The 21,091-nt window shown below is 44.5% G+C and carries 20 protein-coding genes; 17 read left to right on the top strand and 3 right to left on the bottom strand.

What is annotated here, in order from left to right; translation table 11 throughout:
* Positions 1–5 precede the first annotated feature (5 nt).
* The 13 genes from nuoE to BLQ60_RS11100 all read left to right on the top strand — a co-directional run bounded on the left by nuoE (position 6) and on the right by BLQ60_RS11100 (position 14,354).
* The gene (nuoE, locus tag BLQ60_RS11160; protein ID WP_092620356.1) at positions 6–515 is read left to right on the top strand and encodes an NADH-quinone oxidoreductase subunit NuoE; all 510 of its coding nucleotides are present in this window, start codon (positions 6–8) and stop codon (positions 513–515) included.
* Positions 512–1,846, top strand: coding sequence for an NADH-quinone oxidoreductase subunit NuoF (gene nuoF / locus BLQ60_RS11155; protein WP_092620353.1), 1,335 nt, complete (start codon positions 512–514; stop codon positions 1,844–1,846). The genes nuoE and nuoF overlap by 4 nt, the downstream gene beginning before the upstream one ends.
* Positions 1,847–1,857: 11 nt before the next feature.
* Complete coding sequence (gene nuoG / locus BLQ60_RS11150) at positions 1,858–4,557, top strand: NADH-quinone oxidoreductase subunit NuoG (protein ID WP_092620351.1); 2,700 nt, start codon at positions 1,858–1,860, stop codon at positions 4,555–4,557.
* Between the two features lie 3 nt (positions 4,558–4,560).
* Positions 4,561–5,571 carry an NADH-quinone oxidoreductase subunit NuoH gene (nuoH, locus tag BLQ60_RS11145; RefSeq protein WP_092620348.1) on the top strand — a complete coding sequence of 337 codons (1,011 nt, stop codon included), beginning with the start codon at positions 4,561–4,563 and terminating at the stop codon, positions 5,569–5,571.
* Positions 5,572–5,596: 25 nt separating this feature from the next.
* Positions 5,597–6,151: an NADH-quinone oxidoreductase subunit NuoI gene (nuoI, locus tag BLQ60_RS11140; protein WP_092620431.1), complete on the top strand. Its 555-nt coding sequence runs from the start codon at positions 5,597–5,599 to the stop codon at positions 6,149–6,151.
* Entirely contained in the window at positions 6,151–6,723 is a 573-nt protein-coding gene (gene nuoJ / locus BLQ60_RS11135; RefSeq protein WP_092620428.1) for an NADH-quinone oxidoreductase subunit J, read from the top strand. Before nuoI ends, nuoJ begins: the two co-directional genes overlap by 1 nt.
* Positions 6,723–7,031, top strand: coding sequence for an NADH-quinone oxidoreductase subunit NuoK (nuoK, locus tag BLQ60_RS11130; protein WP_092620345.1), 309 nt, complete (start codon positions 6,723–6,725; stop codon positions 7,029–7,031). The genes nuoJ and nuoK overlap by 1 nt, the downstream gene beginning before the upstream one ends.
* On the top strand, positions 7,028–8,917 hold the full coding sequence (gene nuoL / locus BLQ60_RS11125) for an NADH-quinone oxidoreductase subunit L (protein WP_092620342.1): 1,890 nt from the start codon (positions 7,028–7,030) through the stop codon (positions 8,915–8,917). Before nuoK ends, nuoL begins: the two co-directional genes overlap by 4 nt.
* A gap of 1 nt (position 8,918) precedes the next feature.
* Positions 8,919–10,523 (top strand): NADH-quinone oxidoreductase subunit M, encoded by a 1,605-nt coding sequence (nuoM, locus tag BLQ60_RS11120; RefSeq protein WP_092620339.1) that lies wholly within the window; start codon positions 8,919–8,921, stop codon positions 10,521–10,523.
* A gap of 3 nt (positions 10,524–10,526) precedes the next feature.
* Positions 10,527–11,996: an NADH-quinone oxidoreductase subunit NuoN gene (nuoN, locus tag BLQ60_RS11115; RefSeq protein ID WP_092620336.1), complete on the top strand. Its 1,470-nt coding sequence runs from the start codon at positions 10,527–10,529 to the stop codon at positions 11,994–11,996.
* Positions 11,997–12,185: 189 nt separating this feature from the next.
* Positions 12,186–12,788, top strand: coding sequence for a hypothetical protein (locus tag BLQ60_RS11110; RefSeq protein ID WP_092620333.1), 603 nt, complete (start codon positions 12,186–12,188; stop codon positions 12,786–12,788).
* A gap of 220 nt (positions 12,789–13,008) precedes the next feature.
* On the top strand, positions 13,009–13,644 hold the full coding sequence (upp, locus tag BLQ60_RS11105; protein ID WP_092620330.1) for a uracil phosphoribosyltransferase: 636 nt from the start codon (positions 13,009–13,011) through the stop codon (positions 13,642–13,644).
* Positions 13,645–13,754: 110 nt separating this feature from the next.
* Complete coding sequence (locus BLQ60_RS11100) at positions 13,755–14,354, top strand: cold shock domain-containing protein (protein ID WP_092620327.1); 600 nt, start codon at positions 13,755–13,757, stop codon at positions 14,352–14,354.
* A 33-nt stretch (positions 14,355–14,387) separates the two neighbouring features.
* Here the strand turns inward: BLQ60_RS11100 and gigC are convergent, their stop codons facing one another.
* Positions 14,388–15,287, bottom strand: a complete 900-nt coding sequence (gigC, locus tag BLQ60_RS11095) for a LysR family transcriptional regulator GigC (protein WP_092620324.1) — start codon at positions 15,285–15,287, stop codon at positions 14,388–14,390.
* A gap of 136 nt (positions 15,288–15,423) precedes the next feature.
* On the opposite strand from gigC, the gene BLQ60_RS11090 reads away from it, so the two are divergent.
* Positions 15,424–16,185, top strand: coding sequence for a ferredoxin--NADP reductase (locus BLQ60_RS11090; RefSeq protein WP_092620322.1), 762 nt, complete (start codon positions 15,424–15,426; stop codon positions 16,183–16,185).
* Positions 16,186–16,219: 34 nt separating this feature from the next.
* Here the strand turns inward: BLQ60_RS11090 and BLQ60_RS11085 are convergent, their stop codons facing one another.
* Entirely contained in the window at positions 16,220–16,642 is a 423-nt protein-coding gene (locus BLQ60_RS11085) for a hypothetical protein (RefSeq protein ID WP_092620319.1), read from the bottom strand.
* 276 nt (positions 16,643–16,918) lie between these two features.
* On the opposite strand from BLQ60_RS11085, the gene BLQ60_RS11080 reads away from it, so the two are divergent.
* The 3 genes from BLQ60_RS11080 (at position 16,919) to BLQ60_RS11070 (ending at position 19,465) form a co-directional block, all read left to right on the top strand.
* Positions 16,919–17,215, top strand: coding sequence for a flagellar basal body-associated FliL family protein (locus BLQ60_RS11080; protein ID WP_092620316.1), 297 nt, complete (start codon positions 16,919–16,921; stop codon positions 17,213–17,215).
* A 199-nt stretch (positions 17,216–17,414) separates the two neighbouring features.
* Positions 17,415–19,088, top strand: coding sequence for a mechanosensitive ion channel (locus BLQ60_RS11075; RefSeq protein WP_092620313.1), 1,674 nt, complete (start codon positions 17,415–17,417; stop codon positions 19,086–19,088).
* Between the two features lie 185 nt (positions 19,089–19,273).
* The gene (locus BLQ60_RS11070) at positions 19,274–19,465 is read left to right on the top strand and encodes a hypothetical protein (protein ID WP_092620310.1); all 192 of its coding nucleotides are present in this window, start codon (positions 19,274–19,276) and stop codon (positions 19,463–19,465) included.
* Between the two features lie 128 nt (positions 19,466–19,593).
* Here BLQ60_RS11070 and BLQ60_RS11065 read toward each other — a convergent pair whose 3' ends face one another.
* Positions 19,594–20,838, bottom strand: coding sequence for a BaiN/RdsA family NAD(P)/FAD-dependent oxidoreductase (locus BLQ60_RS11065; RefSeq protein WP_092620307.1), 1,245 nt, complete (start codon positions 20,836–20,838; stop codon positions 19,594–19,596).
* Positions 20,839–21,091 lie beyond the last annotated feature (253 nt).

Genomic DNA, 21,091 nt, shown 5'->3' with positions numbered 1-21,091 from the left:
GCATTATGATGATTTTGACAGACAAAAAGCCTCGTGTCAGTGTGGAAGGGATTTTGACTCCTGAAGAAATTCACGACATTGAGCATCACATTGGACATTATCCTGATCCACGTGCGGCGTCACTTGATGCGCTGAAATGTGTACAACGCCGTAATGGTTGGGTCGATGATGCACAGATTAATGCCATCGCACAGCTATTAACGATTAGCGTGGCTGATCTTGAAGGTGTGGCGACATTCTATAACCGTATTTACCGTCAACCTGTTGGTAAGCATGTGATTTTGTTGTGTGACTCGATTGCCTGCTTTTTGATGGGTGCGGAAAGTCTTGCAGACGCATTCCAACGTGAGCTTGGCATTCAATACGGTCAGACCACAGCGGATGGACGCTTTACTCTATTGCCGATTTGTTGCTTAGGAAACTGCGATAAAGGGCCAGCTTTAATGATTGATGAAGATACCCATGGTTTAGTTGATGTGTCTTCGGTCAAACAGCTCTTGGAGAAGTATCTATGAATACCGAACCAAAACCAATCTACGGCGACGGCAATCCTGAAACGCATCCACTGACATGGCGTTTGAGTAAGCAAGAACATGTGCGCAGTGCGGATGATTATGAAGCCTTAGAAGGCTATCAAGGCTTGAAAAAAGCCGTATCGATGACGCCAAATGAAGTGCTTGAACTCATCAAAGCAGCGACTGTAAAAGGTCGTGGTGGTGCTGGTTTCCCAGCAGGGATTAAATGGTCGCTGATGGCACCAAATGACAAATCAGGGCCACGTTACTTGATCTGTAATGCCGATGAGATGGAACCAGGTACCTTTAAAGATCGCTTGTTGATGGAAAAGTTACCCCATCAATTGATCGAGGGGATGTTGATTGCAGGCTATACGCTTGAAGCAACACACGGTTATATCTTTATCCGTGGTGAATATATCGAAGCGGCGCAATATCTGAATGAAGCACTTGAGCAAATTCGTGCCAAAGGCTATCTCGGTGAAAATATCCTTGGTACAGACTGGAGCTTTGATCTACACGTACATACAGGCGCAGGACGTTATATCTGCGGTGAAGAAACGGCATTGATTAACTCGCTCGAAGGTCGTCGTGCCAATCCACGTACCAAACCACCATTCCCACAAGTTGCAGGGGCATGGGGTCGTCCGACGATTGTCAATAACGTAGAAACCTTTAACAACCTTCCTGCAATCATGCTTCGTGGTGCAGAGTGGTATGTGGGTTTATCTGCGGGTAAATCGAAAGACCCAGGCACTAAGATTTATGGTGCGTCAGGCAAAGTGAAATTCCCTGGTCTATGGGAACTTCCATTTGGTACCACGGCACGTGAAGTCATCGAGGAGCATGCAGGCGGTATGCGTGATGGCTTAACGCTCAAAGCATGGCTACCGGGTGGGGCATCGACTGACTTTTTGGCAGCAGAGCATATTGATCTGCCAATGGATTCAGAAAGCATCATGAAAGCTGGTTCACGTCTCGGCACGTGTTTGCTGATGGTGGTGGATGAGTCGCAGTGTATGGTCTCTGCAGTGCGTAACTTGGAAGAATTCTTTGCACGTGAGTCGTGTGGCTTCTGTACGCCTTGCCGTGATGGCTTGCCTTGGGCTGTAAAAGCATTAAAAGCACTCGAAAATGGTGAAGGGAAAATGGAAGATGTTGAACATCTGACCGAGCTAACCAAAAAATTGTGGATCGGCAAAACCTTCTGTGCCCACGCACCAGGTGCGATGGAACCATTAATGGGTGCGCTGAAATATTTCCGTCATGAGTTTGAGGCAAAAGTGACCAATCGTCCTGTTGCAGAAGCTCAACACGTTGAACAAGTATAAGGAATTCGACTATGGCTACTATACATGTCGATGGAAAACAATATGAGGTCAATGGCTCAGAGAACTTGCTGCAAGCATGTTTGTCTTTGGGAATTGATATTCCTTATTTTTGTTGGCATCCATCCTTAGGTTCGGTCGGCTCTTGTCGCCAGTGTGCAGTGACACAATATGCAAATCCAGAAGACACTCGTGGTCGTTTGGTGATGTCGTGCATGACACCAGCTTCAGACAATACCTATATTTCAATTGAAGACAAAGAGGCAGTGGATTTCCGTGCCTCGATTGTTGAGTTGTTGATGACCAACCACCCACACGACTGTCCAGTCTGTGAAGAGGGTGGACATTGTCATCTGCAAGATATGACGGTGATGACACAGCACGATCGTCGTCGTTATCGCTTTACCAAACGTACTCATCACAACCAAGAACTCGGTTCGTTCATTGCACATGAGATGAACCGTTGTATCGCTTGTTATCGTTGCGTGCGTTATTACAAAGATTATGCGGGTGGTACAGACTTTGGTGTCTATGCCAATGCGTCACGTGTCTACTTCGGTCGCCCAGAATCAGGGACTTTAGAGTCTGAATTTTCAGGCAACTTGACTGAAGTCTGCCCAACAGGTGTATTTACCGATAAAACCCATTCTGAGCGCTATAACCGTAAATGGGACATGCAGTACGCACCAAGCGTCTGTCACGGCTGTTCAAGTGGTTGTAACATCTCCCCAGGTGAGCGCTATGGTGAAATTCGCCGTGTAGAAAACCGTTTCAACGGTGATGTCAACCAATACTTCCTCTGTGATAAAGGTCGTTTTGGCACAGGTTATGTCAATCGTGCCGATCGTCCACGTCAGCCACAGCTTCGTGCCAATGGTAATGTCAGTACATTAAGCACTGATGATGCTTTAGACCAAGTGATTGCGACCATTAAAGCGAAAAAAGTCTTGGGTATTGGTTCGCCACGGGCAAGTTTGGAATCAAATTTTGCGCTGCGTGAATTGGTGGGCAAAGAAAATTACTCAACAGGCATGAGCCAAAAAACACAAAGTTTGGTTGAGCTTGCTGCTGATATTATGCAAACCCAAGGCATTTATAACCCAGGTATGCGTGAGATCGAAAGCTATGATGCAGTGTTTATTTTGGGTGAAGATTTAACTCAAACTGCACCTCGCATGGCATTGTCTGTACGTCAGTCGGCAAAAAATAAAGCCAAACAAATGGCAGCAGAGCGCAAAACTCAAGATTGGCTTGCAGAGCCAGTTCAACGTATTGCACAACATGCGAAGTCACCAGTGTACATCTTGGCAGCAACACAAACGCGTCTTTCTGATATTGCAGAAGCCGAAGTGGTCGCGTCACCGAACGATATTGCACGATTAGGTTTTGCGGTGGCAGCGGCGCTACAAGGTCAGCCGATCACAGGTTTGGATGATGATGCCAAAGTGTTCGCCAAAACCATGGCGAACAGCTTAAAAACAGCGAATAAACCACTCATTATTTCAGGCACGAGCCTACAAGATCCTGCGATCATGGAAGCGGCGGCAAGTGTGGCGCAGGCTTTGGGTGAAAAAGCAGGCTTGAGTTTGACGGTTCCTGAAGTGAACTCAATGGGCTTGGCGCTATTTGGTGGTCAGAGCTTAGAACAAGCCTTGGCACAAGATTATGATGCGTTGATCATTGTTGAAAATGATTTGTTCCGTCAATTGCCTGAAGCGCAAGTCAAAGCGGCACTGAATAAAGCAGACAGCGTGATCGTACTCGATCATAGCGAAACTGCAACGGTGAAAGCGGCGGATTATGTCTTGTCGGCGGCGAGCTTTGCAGAAGCTGACGGCACAGTGGTTAGCCAAGAAGGGCGTGCACAGCGTTTCTATCAAGTCTATGATCCAAGCTACTACAAGCCTGAATATGTGATCAAAGAATCTTGGCGTTGGTTACATGCCATCGAAACAGGTCTGAAATCAAAAGACATTTCATGGACTGTACTCGATCATGTAGTTGAAAGTGTGGCTAAAAATGTACCGCAACTTGAAGCGATTGCAGAGGTTGCACCGAATGCCGACTATCGTATTCATGGTTTGAAAATTGCCCGTGAACCACGTCGTTATTCTGGGCGTACCGCAATGGTTGCACCGCTGAATGTGCATGAGCCAAAACAACCTGCAGATATCGATTCTGCCTTGACCTTCTCAATGGAAGGTTATGTCGGTCCACAAAAGGCATCTTCATTGATTCCATTTGCTTGGGCACCAGGGTGGAACTCACCGCAATCTTGGAATAAATATCAAGATCAAGTCGGTGGTCATCTCAAAGGTGGTGATTCAGGGATTCGTTTATTCGATCGTTTGGCGAAACGTCCTGCACGGACTTATGTCGCACCAAATGCAGTCTTTGCCAATCCTGATGTATTCCGCCTTGTGCCAATGCATCACATTTTCGCCTCGGGTGAATTCACGGTGAAAACGCCTGCAATGCAATCACGCATTCCAGAAGCCATGTTTGCGGTGGGTGAGAACGATGCGGTACGGATGAATCTACAAGATGGGCAACGCATTACCGTGAAGGCGGGTGACAGCATTGTCAATCTACCGATTCAAGTGATTGAATATTTGCCAACAGGTTATATCGGTTATCCAGTTGGACTTGCGCCAACCATTTCTTTGGCAGAACCAGTTGCGGTGTCTGTTGAAGCGCAAGCGGTAGGAGTGTAAATCATGAATGAATCTTTACGCGTTCTACCAAGTTGGGCAGTCGGCTATGAAACCGCTTTCTTGGTGATCCAAGCGATTGTTATTATGCTTGTGGTGGTACTGATGGCAGCGTTAATGTCATTTATCGAGCGTCGTTTGCTAGGGTTGTGGCAAGACCGTTATGGTCCAAACCGTGTTGGTCCTTTTGGCATGTTCCAAATCGTTGCCGACATGCTTAAGATCATGTTCAAAGAAGACTGGACGCCAAAGTTTGTAGATAAATTGACGTTCCGTCTTGCGCCTGCTGTGGCGATGGCGACTGCGGTTTTATCCTTTATGGTGATTCCTGTGAGTCCGTCGCTCGGTGTGGCGGACATGAATATCGGGCTATTGTTCTTTATGGCGATGGCAGGTATTGCAGTCTATGCGGTATTGTTCGGTGGTTGGTCTTCGAATAACAAATATGCCTTGCTTGGTGGTCTACGTTCAGCGGCACAAACCATTTCTTATGAAGTGTTCTTGGGTATTTCATTGATGGGTGTGGTGGCGATTGCGGGTTCATTTAACTTGCGTGAAATCGTTGAAGCACAGCGTGATGTTTGGTTTATCATTCCTCAATTCTTAGGTTTCTTGATCTTTGTGGTTGCGGGTGTGGCAGTAACGCATCGTCATCCATTTGACCAACCTGAAGCTGAGCAAGAATTGGCAGAAGGTTATCACGTCGAATATGGCGGGATGAAATGGGGCATGTTCTTCGTTGCTGAATACGTGAACATTATTCTGATTTCCGCATTGATGACCACATTATTCTTCGGTGGATGGCTTGCGCCGTTTAATCTCGAAATTCCATTTGTACCACCTGTATTCTGGTTCATTATCAAAACCTTATTCTTTATGATGATGTTTATCTTGGCACGTGGTTCGTTGATTCGCCCACGTTATGACCAAGTGATGAACTTTGGTTGGAAAGTGTGCTTGCCTTTAGCTTTGGTCAATTTATTGGTCACTGGCGCATGCATTTTGTGGTTGAACTAAGGAGGGCAGGAAGAAAATGATCAATATGTTAGCTTCCTTAGGGAAAGTCGTGGTCGGTGCAGGAACGATTGTACGTTCACTATTTATGGTGTTTAGCCATGCCACTCGTCCACGTGACACAATTTTGTATCCAGAAGTCAAAGGCGAGGACATTGTACCACCACGCTATCGTGGTCGTATTGTGCTGACGCGTGACCCTGATGGTGAAGAGCGCTGTGTCGCATGTAACTTGTGTGCGGTAGCTTGCCCAGTAGGTTGTATTTCACTGCAAAAAGCAGAGAAAGAAGATGGACGTTGGTATCCTGAATTTTTCCGTATCAACTTTTCTCGTTGTATTTTCTGCGGGATGTGTGAAGAAGCCTGCCCAACCACAGCGATTCAGTTGACCCCAGACTTTGAGCTTGGCGAATATGTGCGTCAAGATTTGGTCTATGAAAAAGAAAATCTACTGATCTCTGGACCAGGTAAATATCCTGACTATAACTTCTACCGTGTCACAGGTATGGCGGTGACAGGTAAAGAAAAAGGACAAGCGCAACGTGAGAGTGCGCCAGTCGATGTACGGAGTCTATTACCATGATGTGGCCATTTTATTTGATGGCGTTGGTAGCCATTATTTCGACCATTCGAGTAATTACCAACTCGAATCCTGTCCATGCTTTGCTGAGCTTGATCGTCTCTTTACTTGCAGTCGCGGGGATTTTCTTTATCGTCGGTGCGCCATTTGCTGGTGCATTAGAAATCATCGTTTATGCAGGGGCAATCATGGTGTTGTTCGTGTTCGTGGTGATGATGCTGAACCTTGGTTCACACACGGTTTTACAAGAAAAATCGTGGTTAACCTCTGAAACATGGGCATGGCCTGCAGCGTTGAGTATTGTCATCGCTGTGGTGTTGGTGTGGATGATCTGCAAAGGTGATACTCATAATCTACCGCTCATGGGTCAAGAAGTGATTGGACCAAAAGCGGTCGGTACCGCATTGTTTACTCGCTACTTATTATTGGTAGAAGTGGCAGCGATGTTGTTACTTGCAGCATTGGTGGCAGCTTACCACCTCGGTAAGCGTGATCCATTTGAAGAGCAACAAGATATTGCACAAAGTAATACCAATCGCAATGTGATTGCTGGCAAAGAAAAGGAGCAAGGCTAATGGGACATATTCCTATCGAACATGGACTCATCCTTGCGACGATTCTTTTCGCATTGGGTTTTTGTGGGGTCATGGTTCGTCGCAATTTATTATTCATTCTGATGAGTCTGGAAGTGATGATGAATGCCGCTGCTTTGGCATTTGTTTTGGCGGGCAGTGTTTGGGCACAGCCTGATGGTCAGATCATGTTTATTTTGATTCTGACTTTGGCAGCAGCCGAAGCATGTATCGGACTTGCCATCGTTCTTCAGTTTTATCACCGCTTCCATCACTTGGATGTGGATGCAGCTAGTGAGATGCGCGGATGAGTTATTTATATTTAACAATTCTATTTCCGCTGATTGGTTTTATCTTATTGGCGGCGGGTCGCGATAAACTTTCTGAAAATGTGGCAGCACTGATCGGTGTTGGTTCAGTCGGTTTATCAGCGTTGGTGGCATTGTTTGCTGGGATTGAATTCGTTCAAGCAGACGGTACTGCCTACAATCAATACTTATGGACATGGTTTAATGTCGGTGATTTTTCCACGACCTTTGGCTTGCACTTAGACGGCTTATCATTACTCATGTTGGGTATGGTTACAGGTGTTGGTTTACTGATTCATATCTTTGCCTCATGGTATATGCGTGGTGAAGATGGCTATGCACGCTTCTTCTCTTACTTCAACTTGTTCGTAGCGAGTATGTTGGTGTTGGTACTCGGTGACAACTTGGCGTTGTTATTCTTGGGTTGGGAAGGTGTAGGTCTGTGTTCATACCTGTTGATTGGTTTTTATTATTCAAATCCTGCCAATGGTTGGGCGGCGATCAAAGCATTTACCGTAACACGTGTTGGTGATGTCTTCTTATTGATTGCCTTGTTCTTGCTCTATCAACAGTTTGGCACATTAGATACGGTATATATTGTTGAAAATGCCAAAACCATTTTGACTGATAGCAATATTGCATTTTGGACAGCATTGATGTTGTTCTTAGGTGCAGCAGGTAAATCAGCTCAGATTCCACTGCAAACTTGGCTTGCTGATGCGATGGCAGGTCCTACACCAGTGTCTGCATTGATTCACGCAGCAACGATGGTGACAGCAGGGGTGTATTTGACTTGCCGTACTTATACTGTATTTGAAATGGCACCTGAGATTTTGCAATTTATCTCCATCGTTGGTGCAGTGACGTTGCTGGTTGCAGGCTTTGCGGCATTGGTACAAACCGATATCAAACGTATTCTTGCTTACTCGACCATGAGTCAGCTCGGTTATATGTTTATGGCTGTTGGTGCAGAAGCTTATCAAGCAGGTCTGTTCCATATGCTCACTCACGCATTCTTTAAAGCATTATTATTCTTGTCTTCTGGTGCGGTGATTCTAGCCTATCATCATGAGCAAAACATTTTCAAAATGGGTGGTTTGTTTAAGCGCAATAAATTCTTATTTGCTTGCTTTGCCATCGGTGGCGGTGCATTGGCTGCATTACCATTTATTACGGTCGGCTTCTTCTCTAAAGATGCGATTCTTTGGCAAGTGTGGGCGCATGGTCATACCACAGGTATCGAAACCTACGGCACATTGTTTTGGGTTGGTGTTGCAGGTGCATTCTTGACCTCGATTTATACATTCCGTTTGATTTGGGTGGTGTTCTTCGGTGAAGAGAAAACTCATTATCACGAGATTAAAGGGGTGAGCTATTGGTTGCCACTAGCGATCTTGGCAGTGCTTTCAACTGCGGTGGGTGCAGTATTACAAATGCCTGTGTTGAATATTCTGTCTGAAGCAAATATCCCTGCATTTACCATGACAGCTGATCTTGAGCACTATAAGCACACGATTGAATTGTATGCAGTCGGGATTGCACTGACTGGTTTAGTACTTGGTATTATCCTATTTGCTTTCGCATATGGTTCAGTCAAAAAACTGGCAAATACGTCGTTTGGTGCAGGTGTTGCGCACATTTGGCGTAGTGCCTTTGGATTTGATGCCTTGTATGACTTAGTGTTTGTGAAACCATATTTATTGCTTGCACGTATTCTTGGTCGTGATCCTGTCGATGGATTGTGGTTGATGATTCCTGCGGTGGTCAAAGGTGGTCATAAATTTACCAGTTGGCGACAAACAGGGTCTTTACGTGAATATGCGTCAAGTATTGCTTTAGGTGTTGTTGTGTTAGTGATCATCCTAATCGTCAAGCAGGTGGGGTTATAAGATGGAAAACAATTGGATTCTTCCTGCGCTGATATTAGTTCCTTTTATTGCGGGTTTTATTTGTTGGATCATTGCTAAAGCGGGTGCCAATGTCACACGTTGGATCGCTTTGATCGGTATGACGATTACTTTAGTCCTATCGTTGATGCTATGGCAACAAGGTAATTTTCAGTTTGAACCACAAGGTGCAACACCTGAATGGGCGGCTGAGTTTATGGTGCAATGGATTCCAACCTTTGGAATTAGCATTCACTTGGCGGCAGATGGTTTGTCGATGCTGATGGTGGCATTGACGGCATTACTGGGTATTCTCGCAGTAGGCTGTTCATGGTCTGAGATTCAAAAGAACGAAGGCTTCTTCTTCCTGAACTTATTGTGGAGTTTGGGTGGTGTTATCGGTGTATTCCTTGCCATTGATATGTTCCTGTTCTTCTTCTTCTGGGAGATGATGTTGGTGCCGATCTATTTCTTGATCGCACTGTGGGGACACAAAGGCTCGAACGGTCGTTCACGGGTGTATGCAGCAACCAAATTCTTTATCTACACGCAAGTGTCAGGGTTGATCATGTTGGTGGGTATCATTGCCTTGGTGTTGATCAACTATACCCAACAACTGCAAATGAGCCCTGAAACAGCGCGTCTGACCTTTAACTATATGGACTTGCTCGGTACGCAAATTCCACATGGTTTAGATTATGCGTTGATGTTGTGTTTCTTCATTGGTTTTGCGGTGAAGTTACCTGTATTCCCATTACACGGTTGGTTGCCTGATGCGCATGCACAAGCACCGACAGCGGGTTCTGTGGATTTGGCAGGGATTTTGATCAAAACGGCGGCGTATGGTTTGCTACGTTTTGTGATTCCATTCTTCCCTGAGGCTTCAGCAGAATTTGCCAATATTGCCATTATTCTCGGCTTGATCGGTGTGTTCTACGGTGCGTTCTTGGCGTATCAACAAACCGACATGAAACGTTTGCTTGCTTACACTTCAATTTCACATATGGGCTTTATTTTGCTGGCAATTTACGCTGGCGACATTATTAGCTTCCAAGGTGTGATGATCATGATGTTGGCACACGGTTTGTCTTCTGCGGCATTGTTCATCATGTGTGGTCAAATTTACGAGCGTCTACATACCCGTGATATGCGTCTGATGGGCGGTATCCGTGGTCAGTTCCGTTATTTGCCATTTTTCTTGATGTTCTTTGTGGCGGCTTTGGTTGGCGTGCCTGGACTTGGTAATTTTATCGGTGAATTCCTGATCTTGATGGGTTCATTTGAGCGTTATCCTGTATTTACCATCATTGCGGCGTCAAGTTTGGTGTTGGCGGGTTTATACGGTTTGATTTTGATCCACCGTGCATTGTTTGGTACACCAAATCCTGAACATGCATCACATTACCAAAGTCCACTGAAAGATCTTTCAGCGCGTGAAATTGGGATCTTAATGATCTGTGTGGTTGGCTTGGTATGGCTAGGTTTATATCCGCAAACCATTTTGGATGTGTCTAACTCCAGTATGCAATGGATCGTGGATAGCTATCTTCCACATGTGAATACAGTGGTCGAACCAATGACTCAGATTTCACCGATGGAGGTGCAATAAGCCATGAACTTCACATTACAAATTTCGGAGCTCATGCCACTCGCACCTGTATTGATCGTTGCTGTGACAGCGATTATTGCAATGTTGTTGGTAGCGCTCAAACGTAATCATACTTTGGTTGCGACGATTAGTGTCATCGGTTTAAATCTATCTGCGGCATATATCGTGTGGCAGTTTTGGCAAGGCGTACAGCCAAGTAGTGTGATGGGCTTGTTTACCGTCGATCCGTTTGCACTGGTCTATATGCTGATGATTTTGATCGCAGCATTGGCGTGCTGTACCTTGTCACATGCCTATATTGACAGCTTCAAAGACAGCAAAGAAGAACTTTACATTCTATTGCTCAGCTCTGTTGCTGGTGCAATGTTGATGGTGGCAAGCACCCACTATGCATCGTTCTTCATCAGTTTAGAAATGATGTCGATTCCTGTCTATGGCATGCTGGCATATACTTATCAGCGTTCACAATCTTTAGAATCAGGTGTGAAATATCTGGTCTTGTCAGCCACCGCTTCGGCGATGATGTTGATGGGCTTCGCTTATATGTATGCCTATACAGGCGAGATGTCGTTCACTGCCTCAGCAATGAAAGTGGTCGAAGTCATTCATGAGCCATTGGTTGTGGTTGGACTCGGTTTGGTGGTCTTCGGTGTGGCATTTAAATTGTCACTTGCGCCATTTCACAAATGGACTTCGGATGTTTATCAAGGTGCGCCAACACCAATGGCGACTTTCCTTGCGACGGTTGCCAAAGTTGCGATGCTTGGCTTGGCGCTACGCTATTTCTTGACTTCAGGTACTTTGGTGCTTGATGGCATGATGACGGTATTGACGGTGATTGCGGTATTGTCGATCGTCTTTGGTAACTTGCTTGCGGTGACGCAGGTCAATATCAAACGGATCTTGGCATATTCATCAATTGCACATTTTGGCTATTTGTTGGTGGCGTTGGTCAGCACCGATGTATCAAGTGTCAGCACCATCACGGTCTATATTGCAGTCTATGTATTGACCACAATCGGTGCATTTGGTGCGGTATCGCTGATGTCTAGCCCATATAACAATTTGGATGAAGCAGAGAGCTTGGCGGATTACCGTGGTCTATTCTGGCGCCGTCCAGTATTGACTGCGACCTTGACCGTGATGATGCTGTCTTTGGCAGGTATTCCACTCACCGCAGGCTTTATCGCAAAATTCGTGGTAGTCTTAGCGGCTGTTGCAGCAACCAACTGGTTCTTGGCAGCGATGATCATCATTGGTAGTGGTATTGGTTTGTACTATTATCTACGCGTTATGGTGGTGATGTATATGACCGCACCATCGAAGCCACGTATTGATGCGCAAGGCAACTGGGGACAGTCTGCTGGCGGGATCATGGTCTTGGCGGCGGCGTTGTTGGTACTGCTGTTCGGTATCTACCCAGAACCTGTACTCAAATTTGCGGAATTGGCAAAAATTGCTGTCGTGCAGTAAGCTTGTAAAGCACTTCAAAAAACCATAAATTTAAAAAAACCACAAATTTCGATTTGTGGTTTTTTTATGTCTATTCAAAAATACACGATCAAAATTAGCTGAAAATATGTATACAACATCAACGTAGTATTTAGAAAAAATACAGATTATTGTGATAAAAAGATGACAATATTTCACGGATGACAGCAGATGATCAAACAGCCTCAAAATATGATTCAGCCAATGATCTATAGCATGTTGAGTATCTGCATTTTTGCCTATTCAGCGCCGAGCTTTGCCAGCCTGTATGAGGAATGCGCTGCATCGATTCCAAAAGCCAAATTAACCCAGTCAAATCCGCAACAATTAAAACAGCAACAGTTAAATCGCCAGCAACCCAATGCGGTCGCAGATGCCTTTATGCAGGCACTGGCACATGATGATAAGGCACAAGCGGTGGCATTGGTCGACATTGCGATGCTCGAACAGGGTGAGGAAGCAGGTCGGCGTTATACCGAAGGTTGGATTGCGCCTATTATCGATGTTTCCAAAAAGATCGGTGGTATACATGGCTACAGCTTTGTGGCAGAACGAGCCAGCAAGGAGGTCTATCTGCCTGAAGTGGTCAATACAGAAATTGCTTTGATGACCTATACAGTACAACTGCAATTTTGTGTGAAAAATGACAGTAAACAGGGCTATGAAATCAAACCTGCAAAAGTGAAATTTGAACTGATCTTGTCGCAGTGGGACGGGATGTGGAGTGTGCTACGAATGGATCGGGAAAAATCGAAAAGCACAGCGCAAAAATAGCCAACAAAAGTCAATTTGATCAATTACTCGCAAGCATGAATTGAAAATACATCCCAAACACGCTCCTAACATGACGTAAATATGATCGAAATAAACACGTATGCACAGCGAGAATGAATCAAGCCTGCATGCTTTAAATGGCGTAGCACCTAATTACAAGACAGCGGAAAATTGCTATCATAGCCACTGTTTGATCGTAGTCCATTTAAGGTAGGCATTCGTGCACATTCAAGAAATCCATCATCCACTCATTCGTCACAAATTGGGTTTATTACGTCGTTCTGACATCAGCACCAAAAACTTTCGTGAGCTTGCGCAGGAAGTCACCATGTTGTTGACCTACGAAGCGACCAAAGATTTACCTGTTGAAGATTTTCAGATCGATGGTTGGGCAGGGAAGGTGACTACACAGCGTATGGTCGGTAAGAAAATTACCATTGTGCCGATTTTACGTGCAGGGATAGGCATGCTTGAAGGCGTATTGAATCTGATTCCAAGTGCCAAAGTCAGTGTGCTTGGTTTGGAGCGTGACGAGGAGACGCTAGAGGCTCGCACTTATTATAAAAAACTGGTACCTGATGTGAATAATCGGATAGCCATGATTATCGATCCGATGTTGGCGACAGGTAGCTCGCTGGTGGCGGCGATTGATGTACTCAAGCAAAGTGGCTGTAAAGATATTCGGGTGATGGTCTTGGTGGCAGCGCCAGAGGGGATTAAGCGGGTACAAGATGCACATCCTGATGTGCGGATTTACACCGCTTCAATCGATGATGGTCTCAATGCGCAGGGTTATATCATCCCAGGTCTTGGTGATGCAGGGGATAAAATCTTTGGTTCGGTGCAAAAAGGATAACGATTCAATGATTGTATAAACTGATTAAAAATCATAAACCTATATCAATTTAAAAATATTTCCGCTTCACCAATGTTATTGATGCATGGTGAAGCGCTTTTGAGAACGACATGATTCAATCTGGAAAAATTAAAAATTATCATCAAGAGCGTGGCTTTGGTTTTATCCAAAATGATCAAGGTCAAGACATCTTTTTTCACATCAAAGATTTTCCAAAAGGCGTTTTACCGCAAGTCGGTGAGCGATTGACCTTTGCAGTTGCTCAGGATAAAAAGTCCAATAAAGCCAAAGCGGTGAATATCACTCGCTTGGATTATCCTGACGTACAGCAAGTGCAAAGCATGCATCAGCCTGAAAGGATCATATCAAAACCTCGGCAAAAACAATCGCAACGAGAAGAGGCAACATCGCCATTGGTGTGGATGCTTACTGTGATTGCGGTAATCAGTGCAGGGATCTTCGTCTATAACTTTGTGCAAAAATCATTACATCGCCAAGATCTAGCCAATCAGTCCGTAAATGAAGAAACACTTTCTGTTGCCAATACTCAGGCGGATAGTAATCCACAAGGATTTAAGTGTGATGGTCGAGTACATTGCTCAGAGATGAACTCGAAGGCAGAAGCGGATTGGTTTGTGGCAAATTGTCCTGGCACCAAAATGGATGGCGATGGTGACGGCGATGCCTGCGAAAGTGATAGTCGATGGTAATTTAAACCGTTGCTAACATGATTCAAAGCGATTTTAAGCCTCTTTGCTTTGCGCTTGCGATTCACAGAATTGCATCAAGGCTTTTAATCCCGGTCCCTGATATTTTTGACGGTGTACCAGCATAAATAGTGGACGAGTCAGCTCCCAAAACGGCGTGTCGAGCACCACCAATTGTGATTTTTCTTGGAAAGGCTGAATCGCTAATTTGGATACACAAGCGACGCCCATACCACCTGCGACGATTTTTAAAATCGCTTCGTTGTGCCCAAGCGTGAGGCGGATATTGGCATTGGGTAAATCTTGTAAAATCGCATGATCAAACACTTCACGTGTGCCTGAGCCTTCTTCACGAAGAATCCACTCTACCGCATCAAAATCTTGAATCGTTAACGTCCGCTCAAGTTGTGCCAATGGATGCGTTGGCGCACAGCATACCGCCAGTTCATCATCCTGCCAGTGTATACATTGTAATTGCGGTAGATGACATGAACCCTCGATTAACGCTAAATCGAGCTGAAACTGACTGACCGCTTCGATGATTTGACGGGTATTGCCCACTTGCAGTTGGAGATGTGCATTCGGCTGTTGTAATAAAAAATCTGCCATCAAATCTGGCACAAGATAGTCACTGATGGTGAGTGTCGCACCGAGTCGTAAATCAATGCCTTGTAGCTCGCCTTTGGCAGCCTGCTCAAAGGCTTCACAGCGTCCTAAGATTTCTAAAGCCTGTGGTAGTAAATAACGTCCTAAATCATTGAGTTGTAGGCGTTTACCTTGGCGGTCAAACAGGGGGGAGCCGAGTCCATCTTCCAAATCTGACAATGCCATACTGGCAGCACTTTGCGTGAGGCGTACCGCTTCACTGGCTTTGGTGACAGTACCTTCTTGTGCCACAGCAACAAAAACTGCGAGCTGGCGAAGTGTCATTCGCATAATCAGATCCTTTAGGACAAAGAGTAAGAACATTGCAGTTGGTGCAATTTGTTTGGTCAATCAGTTTGGACAAACAGGTGAGAACTGCAATCAGTCATGCTAACATGAGCGCTTTATAGTATGCCATGAAGTCCGCATGTCCGAAGATAAATTTACTTTAGAAACCGTACTTTCCGTCAAACGCTGGTCGAGTAATCTGTTTAGCTTTCGCATGACACGTCCAGCGCATTTCCGCTTTACCGCAGGGCAGTTTGCCCGCATCGGGATTGATGTGGATGGGGAAATGGTGGTACGTGCGTATTCGGTGGTGTCTTCGCCATTTGAAGAGACCTTGGAGTTTTTTTCGATTGTGGTGCCAGATGGCGCTTTTACTTCTCGCTTACAATATCTCAAAGAAGGCGACCAAATTTATTTGGAAAAGATTCCCTACGGCTTTTTGACTTTGGCACGTTATCAACAGCCATTGCCACAAGATTTATGGTTATTGGCAACGGGGACAGGGGTTGCGCCATTTATTTCGATGCTGCAAGATTTTGCGACTTGGCAAAATTATCGACATATCGTGTTGGCGTACAGTGTGCGCATTCCTGATGAGCTGGCTTATGTGGACAAGATCGGTGAAATTCAAAGCATGTTTGCTGAAGAGGATGCGAGTTTTACTTTCTTGCCGATCGTGACACGTGATCCATTGGCAAAGCTCAATCAGCGTTTACCCAAACTGATTTTGTCGGGTGAGCTAGAAAGCGCAGCAGATTTAAAATTGAAAGCGGATCGCAGTCACGTGATGTTGTGTGGTAATCCGCAAATGGTTGAAGATACCAAAGAAGCACTGAAATCCATTGGCTTGACCATGAATCGGCGTGGTGAGGGTAATATTGCAGTGGAAAATTATTGGTAAAGACAAGACGTATCGAGCGCCAGCGCCTTGGTGCTCAATGTACAAACATATCCAACGATTGACGAATCTCTCGCACCGCATCGTGCACATCAGTGGCAATTAAAATTGGGTCAAAAATACTGGCATAATGCTCAAATTGTTCCGCCGTGACCACTAGACGAATCGGACAATCTTCTTCTTGTAAGCGCCAAGCCAGCAACATAAATTCTTGATCGACCTGAGGGATAAATGTTTGTATATCAATCACTAGCGCATTAATACAATCTGGAAAAGGCATCACAGAAAGTTCCTCAACTCGGCGCCGACAATATTCAATGTCGTTCCAAGTCAGCTCACTATCGGGCTTGGTCAGCTCAATAATACCAATCAAATGCTCATCACGACTGCGATGAAGCCAACAACGATGCGTGACATCGGTTGCCAGTGAAAGGCTGATCGGCGTAAGGCGATACGACATAAATATTCAGTTCGAAAAAATAAGCGAGCCATTATAAACCCCTTAATCCTGCACGCAAGGAGAATCAAACGATTTACGAAATCATGAAAAATGGTTCACTTGGTAGCCAACTTGATTTGTAGCCTGCTTAAAAATTATAGAAAAATGAATCTAGCATGTAATTTACAGCCCATTTTTAATTATAAAACACTGCAATATTGTTATTAAAATTATACATTTGATCAAAAATGACTATGTTAGAGTAAAAAGTAGACAGATTAATGAAGGGGAACGGCTATGGATTCGCAACAACCTAACAATGATCCAAAAGAAATTAGTCCAACGGAAAAGAAAAAACGGACTAAATATATTGCATTCGTGATTGTGGCATTCTTCATTGCGGTGTTGGTATATATGCTCTTTAGCTTTAATGATCATAAAGAACAGCCTGCTTCAGCACCTAATGAAACACAGCAACAAGCACCAGCACCAATCGGTACAGATCAAGCCACTGCGACAGATCAAGCAACAGCGAGTGATACAGCGACTGCAACGGATAGCGCTGTTGCCAGTGATACAGCGACTGCGCAATAGGTCTGCGTGATTCTGTAAAAAAACGCTGTATAAAGTTTTGTATAAAAAGTTTTGTATAAAGCTGTGTAAATGAGACTGTAGTAGAAAGACAACGGCATTTTTACATCGGCTTGCGTTCTGTAGAGGCTTGTGTAAACTAAAGAAATCATGAGAAATCGTGATGTTAATCACAAAAACGTAAAAATAGGGGAGCCATTTTATGAATGACTACTTCGGTGCGGGCGGTGGTCACCGTCTAAACTTTCCATATTTATGGGATCAATTTCATCCAGTGTTAGGGGCGATTGCGATTTTGATCGTCGGCTGGATTGTGGCGCTACTGATCTCTGGTGGTGTGAAAAAATTATTAGGCTCCGCAGGTCTGAATGACAAGCTGAGTCGTTCTACGCAAAATTCAACCAATATTGAACAGCTTTTTGCACGGATCGTGTTTTGGTTCATCATGATTATTGCAGTGGTTGCAGGACTGAATGTACTCAATCTTGAGTCAGTCAGTGCACCATTCTCCAATATGATCGGACAAGTGCTTGCATTTATCCCGACCTTGATCGCTGCGGCTGCAGTGGCATTGATCGGTTGGCTCCTCGCAACTTTGGTACGTGCAGGGTTAACCCGTGTGTTGGCAAGTACCAATTTGGATGAAAAGCTCAGCAATGATGTCGGTGTGGCACCTGTCAGTAAGAATATTGCTGATATTGCCTACTGGTTGATCTTGTTGCTATTTTTGCCGATCGTGTTGTCAATTTTGGGCTTAACAGGTCTACTTGAACCAGTGCAATTGATGGTGACTGAAGCCATTACCTTTATTCCAAACTTATTTATCGCTGGCATTATCGTTTTTGCGGGTTATATCTTGGCGAAAATCATTCGAGGTATTGTCGAAGGTTTGCTGAGTAGTGTTGGACTGCAAGCACAAGCTGAAAAGCTCGGTGTATTTAAATCGTCAAATTTACCAAAATTGCTTGGTTCATTTGTGTTTACCATCGTGATGATTACGGCGTTAATTATCGCATTTGATGCGCTTGGTGTAGAAGCGATTTCACAACCTGCCACAGCGATGCTCAATCAAATCATGGCGGCGATTCCGAATATTCTCGGTGCGGCGATTATTTTGATTATTGCCTATGTAGTGTCTCGCTTTGTCGGGCAATTGGTGGCTGAGCTACTTGCGGGCACAGGCATTGACAATATTCCTGCCAAACTCGATGTACAACGCTTCCTTGGTGAGCAAAAAGTATCGAGTTTTGTCGGTTTCTTGATCGTATTTTTCACCATGCTATTTGCAACTTCTGAAGCTGCAAATCGTCTTGAATTTACTCAAGTCAGTGAATTGATCAGCATGTTTATCCAGTTCGGTGCAAGTATCTTGCTCGGCGCAGTGATTCTAGTCATTGGTTTTTGGCTTGCGAATACGGTGGGCAATGTCATCCAACGTGGTGAATATAACAGCTCTCGCTGGTTGGGTAATTTGGTGCGCATCTTGGTGATGGGTCTGGTCATTGCAATGGGTCTACGTGCGATGGGCATTGCAGATTCGATCGTTAATCTTGCCTTTGGTCTGACACTCGGTGGCGTGGCGATTGCCTTTGCTTTGGCATTCGGTCTCGGTGGTCGAGCACCTGCGGAACGCTTATTAACCAAGCTGCTTGATACTGCTGAATCGGAAGGTAAAAAACCAAATCCACTGGCAGGGCAATCGACTGATGCTGGTGCAGATTCAAGCTCGGATGCTAAGGTTGATCTTCCGAAAGCCAGTGCCGATCTTAACTTGCATCCTGAATCTCAAGTGTCAACGACAACTGATTCAGATGCAAAAGTGGATTTACCACCAAATGTTGCGGATATCGACTTGAATCCAAACAAAGATCAATAAGCTGAATTAATCTTCAATTTTAATTCACAATTTGAGAATATGTTTAGATTGCATTAAAAAAAGCCACTTCGGTGGCTTTTTTGTTAACTTGATCACGCTCTGGGTAAATTGTCAGACAACATGAGAAAAATCTTGATACAAATTGATTAGCATCAAGACTGCTCAACTTAAAGGAGGTTGGTTTTATGCTAAATCATATGAAGCAACCAATACATTTAAAATTTATTCCCGCATTTATGCTGGGTACTGCAATCTATGTCGTGGGTTCGGCGATTAATCTTGTCCGTGACAAGAAAACATCTGACCAAAGCCAAGACAACTTGAGTTCAAGTTATCAGGTTTCAGAGCGAAAGCTAAATCTAGTCCGTCATCGCTAATCGCGATGGATCTTAGATTGACTTGAATTTTGAAATTGAGACTCTCCCAAAGGACATTTTGAGGTTGCTGATTTTTTAAAGACATTCTTAATTTTAAATATCACAACATCAAAAACACAGCATGGATGCTACACCACAGCACCCGCCACATATCCCGAAGACCACGCCCACTGAAAATTATACCCCCCTAAGTGTCCTGTCACATCGACCACTTCCCCAATAAAATATAATCCTTCGACCAGTTTACTTTGCATGGTTTTTGACGACACCTCATCGGTATTTACACCGCCTAAAGTCACCTCTGCTGTGCGATAGCCCTCTGTACCCGACGGCTTGACTGGATAATGGTGCATCAATTCAGCAAGACTCAGCAGTTTTTGATCTGACCATTGCCCAATGGCGAGTTCGCTCAGTTCAGCCCACATCAGCTTTTGCAATTCAAGCACGATACTTTTCGGGAAATAATCATTCAAAATCGTACGGAGTAATACTTTGGCATTTTTTTGTTTTTGCTGAATCAAAATTTGTTTTAAATCATGTTGCGGTAAAAAGTCGATATAGAACGTTTCACCACTTTGCCAATAATTTGAAAGTTGCAAACTGCTTGGACCGCTGAGTCCACGATGAGTGAACAGTAGTGGTTCGGTAAAACTGGCTTTGTCGTTAGATAGCGTGCAGACGATGGCATTGCCACTGAGTTTTTCGGTACTTTCTTTAAATTGATCACTAAAGGTGAAGGGCACAAGTCCTGCACGTGTCGGATAAACCTGATGTCCAAACTGTTTGGCGATGTGATAGCCGATGCCCGAGCCACCTAAAGTTGGGATGGAGAGTCCACCACTTGCAATGACAAGGGAATGACAAGAAAAATCACCAAGACTACTTTTGACGATAAACTGCTGAGGATTCACCTCATCATTTTCTGAAGGCAGTTTTTGGACATCAGTGACTTCGGCAGAAGTGCGGATTTCGACATGATGGGTTTTTGCACATTCTTCCAGCAATAGATTCAGAATGTGTTTGGCGCCGTCTAGGGTAAACAATTTACCGAGATCCCGTTCTTCATAGGCAATCGCATAATCATGCACTAAGCCAATGAAATCCCACTGGGTATATTGCGACAGTGCAGATTTGACGAAATGTGGATTGTGGCAAATATAGTTGTCAGGCTCGATGCTGTAGTTGGTAAAGTTGCATTTACCGCCACCCGACATGAGGATTTTTTTACCGACTTTGTTGGCTTTTTCTAACACTAAAACCTTGCGTCCACGTTTGCCTGCTTGCGCTGCGCACATCAGTCCTGCGGCACCAGCACCAATCACGATGACATCAAAAGCGTTTATGTCGTTTAACTTGGGCGGGTTTGCTTGCATTGTGTGGGTCTAAAAAGTGTTGCGCTGTGGCGTAGTATAAACGGCATGCTTAAAATAGAAAGTCTAAAAACAAAATAGAAAGTCTAAATTAAAAAGCCGAAAGTTAAGCGTCAGCGTTTTCACAATGCGTGAAATATTAAGTTTTGTTGCGAATTATTTGATTTCTTCGATTCGCAAGTGGAAAGCTGATATAGTCAACGGGTGATCTGGTAATAATTCTCATTATAAATTTTCATCGCTGTATGATGTTATC

Origin of the sequence: Acinetobacter marinus (genome assembly GCF_900096915.1) — a bacterium.
GTDB classification, from domain to species: Bacteria; Pseudomonadota; Gammaproteobacteria; order Pseudomonadales; family Moraxellaceae; genus Acinetobacter; species Acinetobacter marinus.
Note: the sequence above shows the minus strand (reverse complement) of the source record. Positions and strands in the feature narration are given on the sequence as shown.

Bases quoted from the DNA above. Each gene is read 5' to 3' on its own strand.
- nuoE (WP_092620356.1), top strand. From the start codon at position 6: ATGATGATTTTGACAGACAAAAAGCCTCGTGTCAGTGTGGAAGGGATT.
- nuoF (WP_092620353.1), top strand. From the start codon at position 512: ATGAATACCGAACCAAAACCAATCTACGGCGACGGCAATCCTGAAACG.
- nuoG (WP_092620351.1), top strand. From the start codon at position 1,858: ATGGCTACTATACATGTCGATGGAAAACAATATGAGGTCAATGGCTCA.
- nuoH (WP_092620348.1), top strand. From the start codon at position 4,561: ATGAATGAATCTTTACGCGTTCTACCAAGTTGGGCAGTCGGCTATGAA.
- nuoI (WP_092620431.1), top strand. From the start codon at position 5,597: ATGTTAGCTTCCTTAGGGAAAGTCGTGGTCGGTGCAGGAACGATTGTA.
- nuoJ (WP_092620428.1), top strand. From the start codon at position 6,151: ATGTGGCCATTTTATTTGATGGCGTTGGTAGCCATTATTTCGACCATT.
- nuoK (WP_092620345.1), top strand. From the start codon at position 6,723: ATGGGACATATTCCTATCGAACATGGACTCATCCTTGCGACGATTCTT.
- nuoL (WP_092620342.1), top strand. From the start codon at position 7,028: ATGAGTTATTTATATTTAACAATTCTATTTCCGCTGATTGGTTTTATC.
- nuoM (WP_092620339.1), top strand. From the start codon at position 8,919: ATGGAAAACAATTGGATTCTTCCTGCGCTGATATTAGTTCCTTTTATT.
- nuoN (WP_092620336.1), top strand. From the start codon at position 10,527: ATGAACTTCACATTACAAATTTCGGAGCTCATGCCACTCGCACCTGTA.
- BLQ60_RS11110 (WP_092620333.1), top strand. From the start codon at position 12,186: ATGATCAAACAGCCTCAAAATATGATTCAGCCAATGATCTATAGCATG.
- BLQ60_RS11100 (WP_092620327.1), top strand. From the start codon at position 13,755: ATGATTCAATCTGGAAAAATTAAAAATTATCATCAAGAGCGTGGCTTT.
- gigC (WP_092620324.1), bottom strand. From the start codon at position 15,287: ATGCGAATGACACTTCGCCAGCTCGCAGTTTTTGTTGCTGTGGCACAA.
- BLQ60_RS11090 (WP_092620322.1), top strand. From the start codon at position 15,424: ATGTCCGAAGATAAATTTACTTTAGAAACCGTACTTTCCGTCAAACGC.
- BLQ60_RS11085 (WP_092620319.1), bottom strand. From the start codon at position 16,642: ATGTCGTATCGCCTTACGCCGATCAGCCTTTCACTGGCAACCGATGTC.
- BLQ60_RS11080 (WP_092620316.1), top strand. From the start codon at position 16,919: ATGGATTCGCAACAACCTAACAATGATCCAAAAGAAATTAGTCCAACG.
- BLQ60_RS11075 (WP_092620313.1), top strand. From the start codon at position 17,415: ATGAATGACTACTTCGGTGCGGGCGGTGGTCACCGTCTAAACTTTCCA.
- BLQ60_RS11070 (WP_092620310.1), top strand. From the start codon at position 19,274: ATGCTAAATCATATGAAGCAACCAATACATTTAAAATTTATTCCCGCA.
- BLQ60_RS11065 (WP_092620307.1), bottom strand. From the start codon at position 20,838: ATGCAAGCAAACCCGCCCAAGTTAAACGACATAAACGCTTTTGATGTC.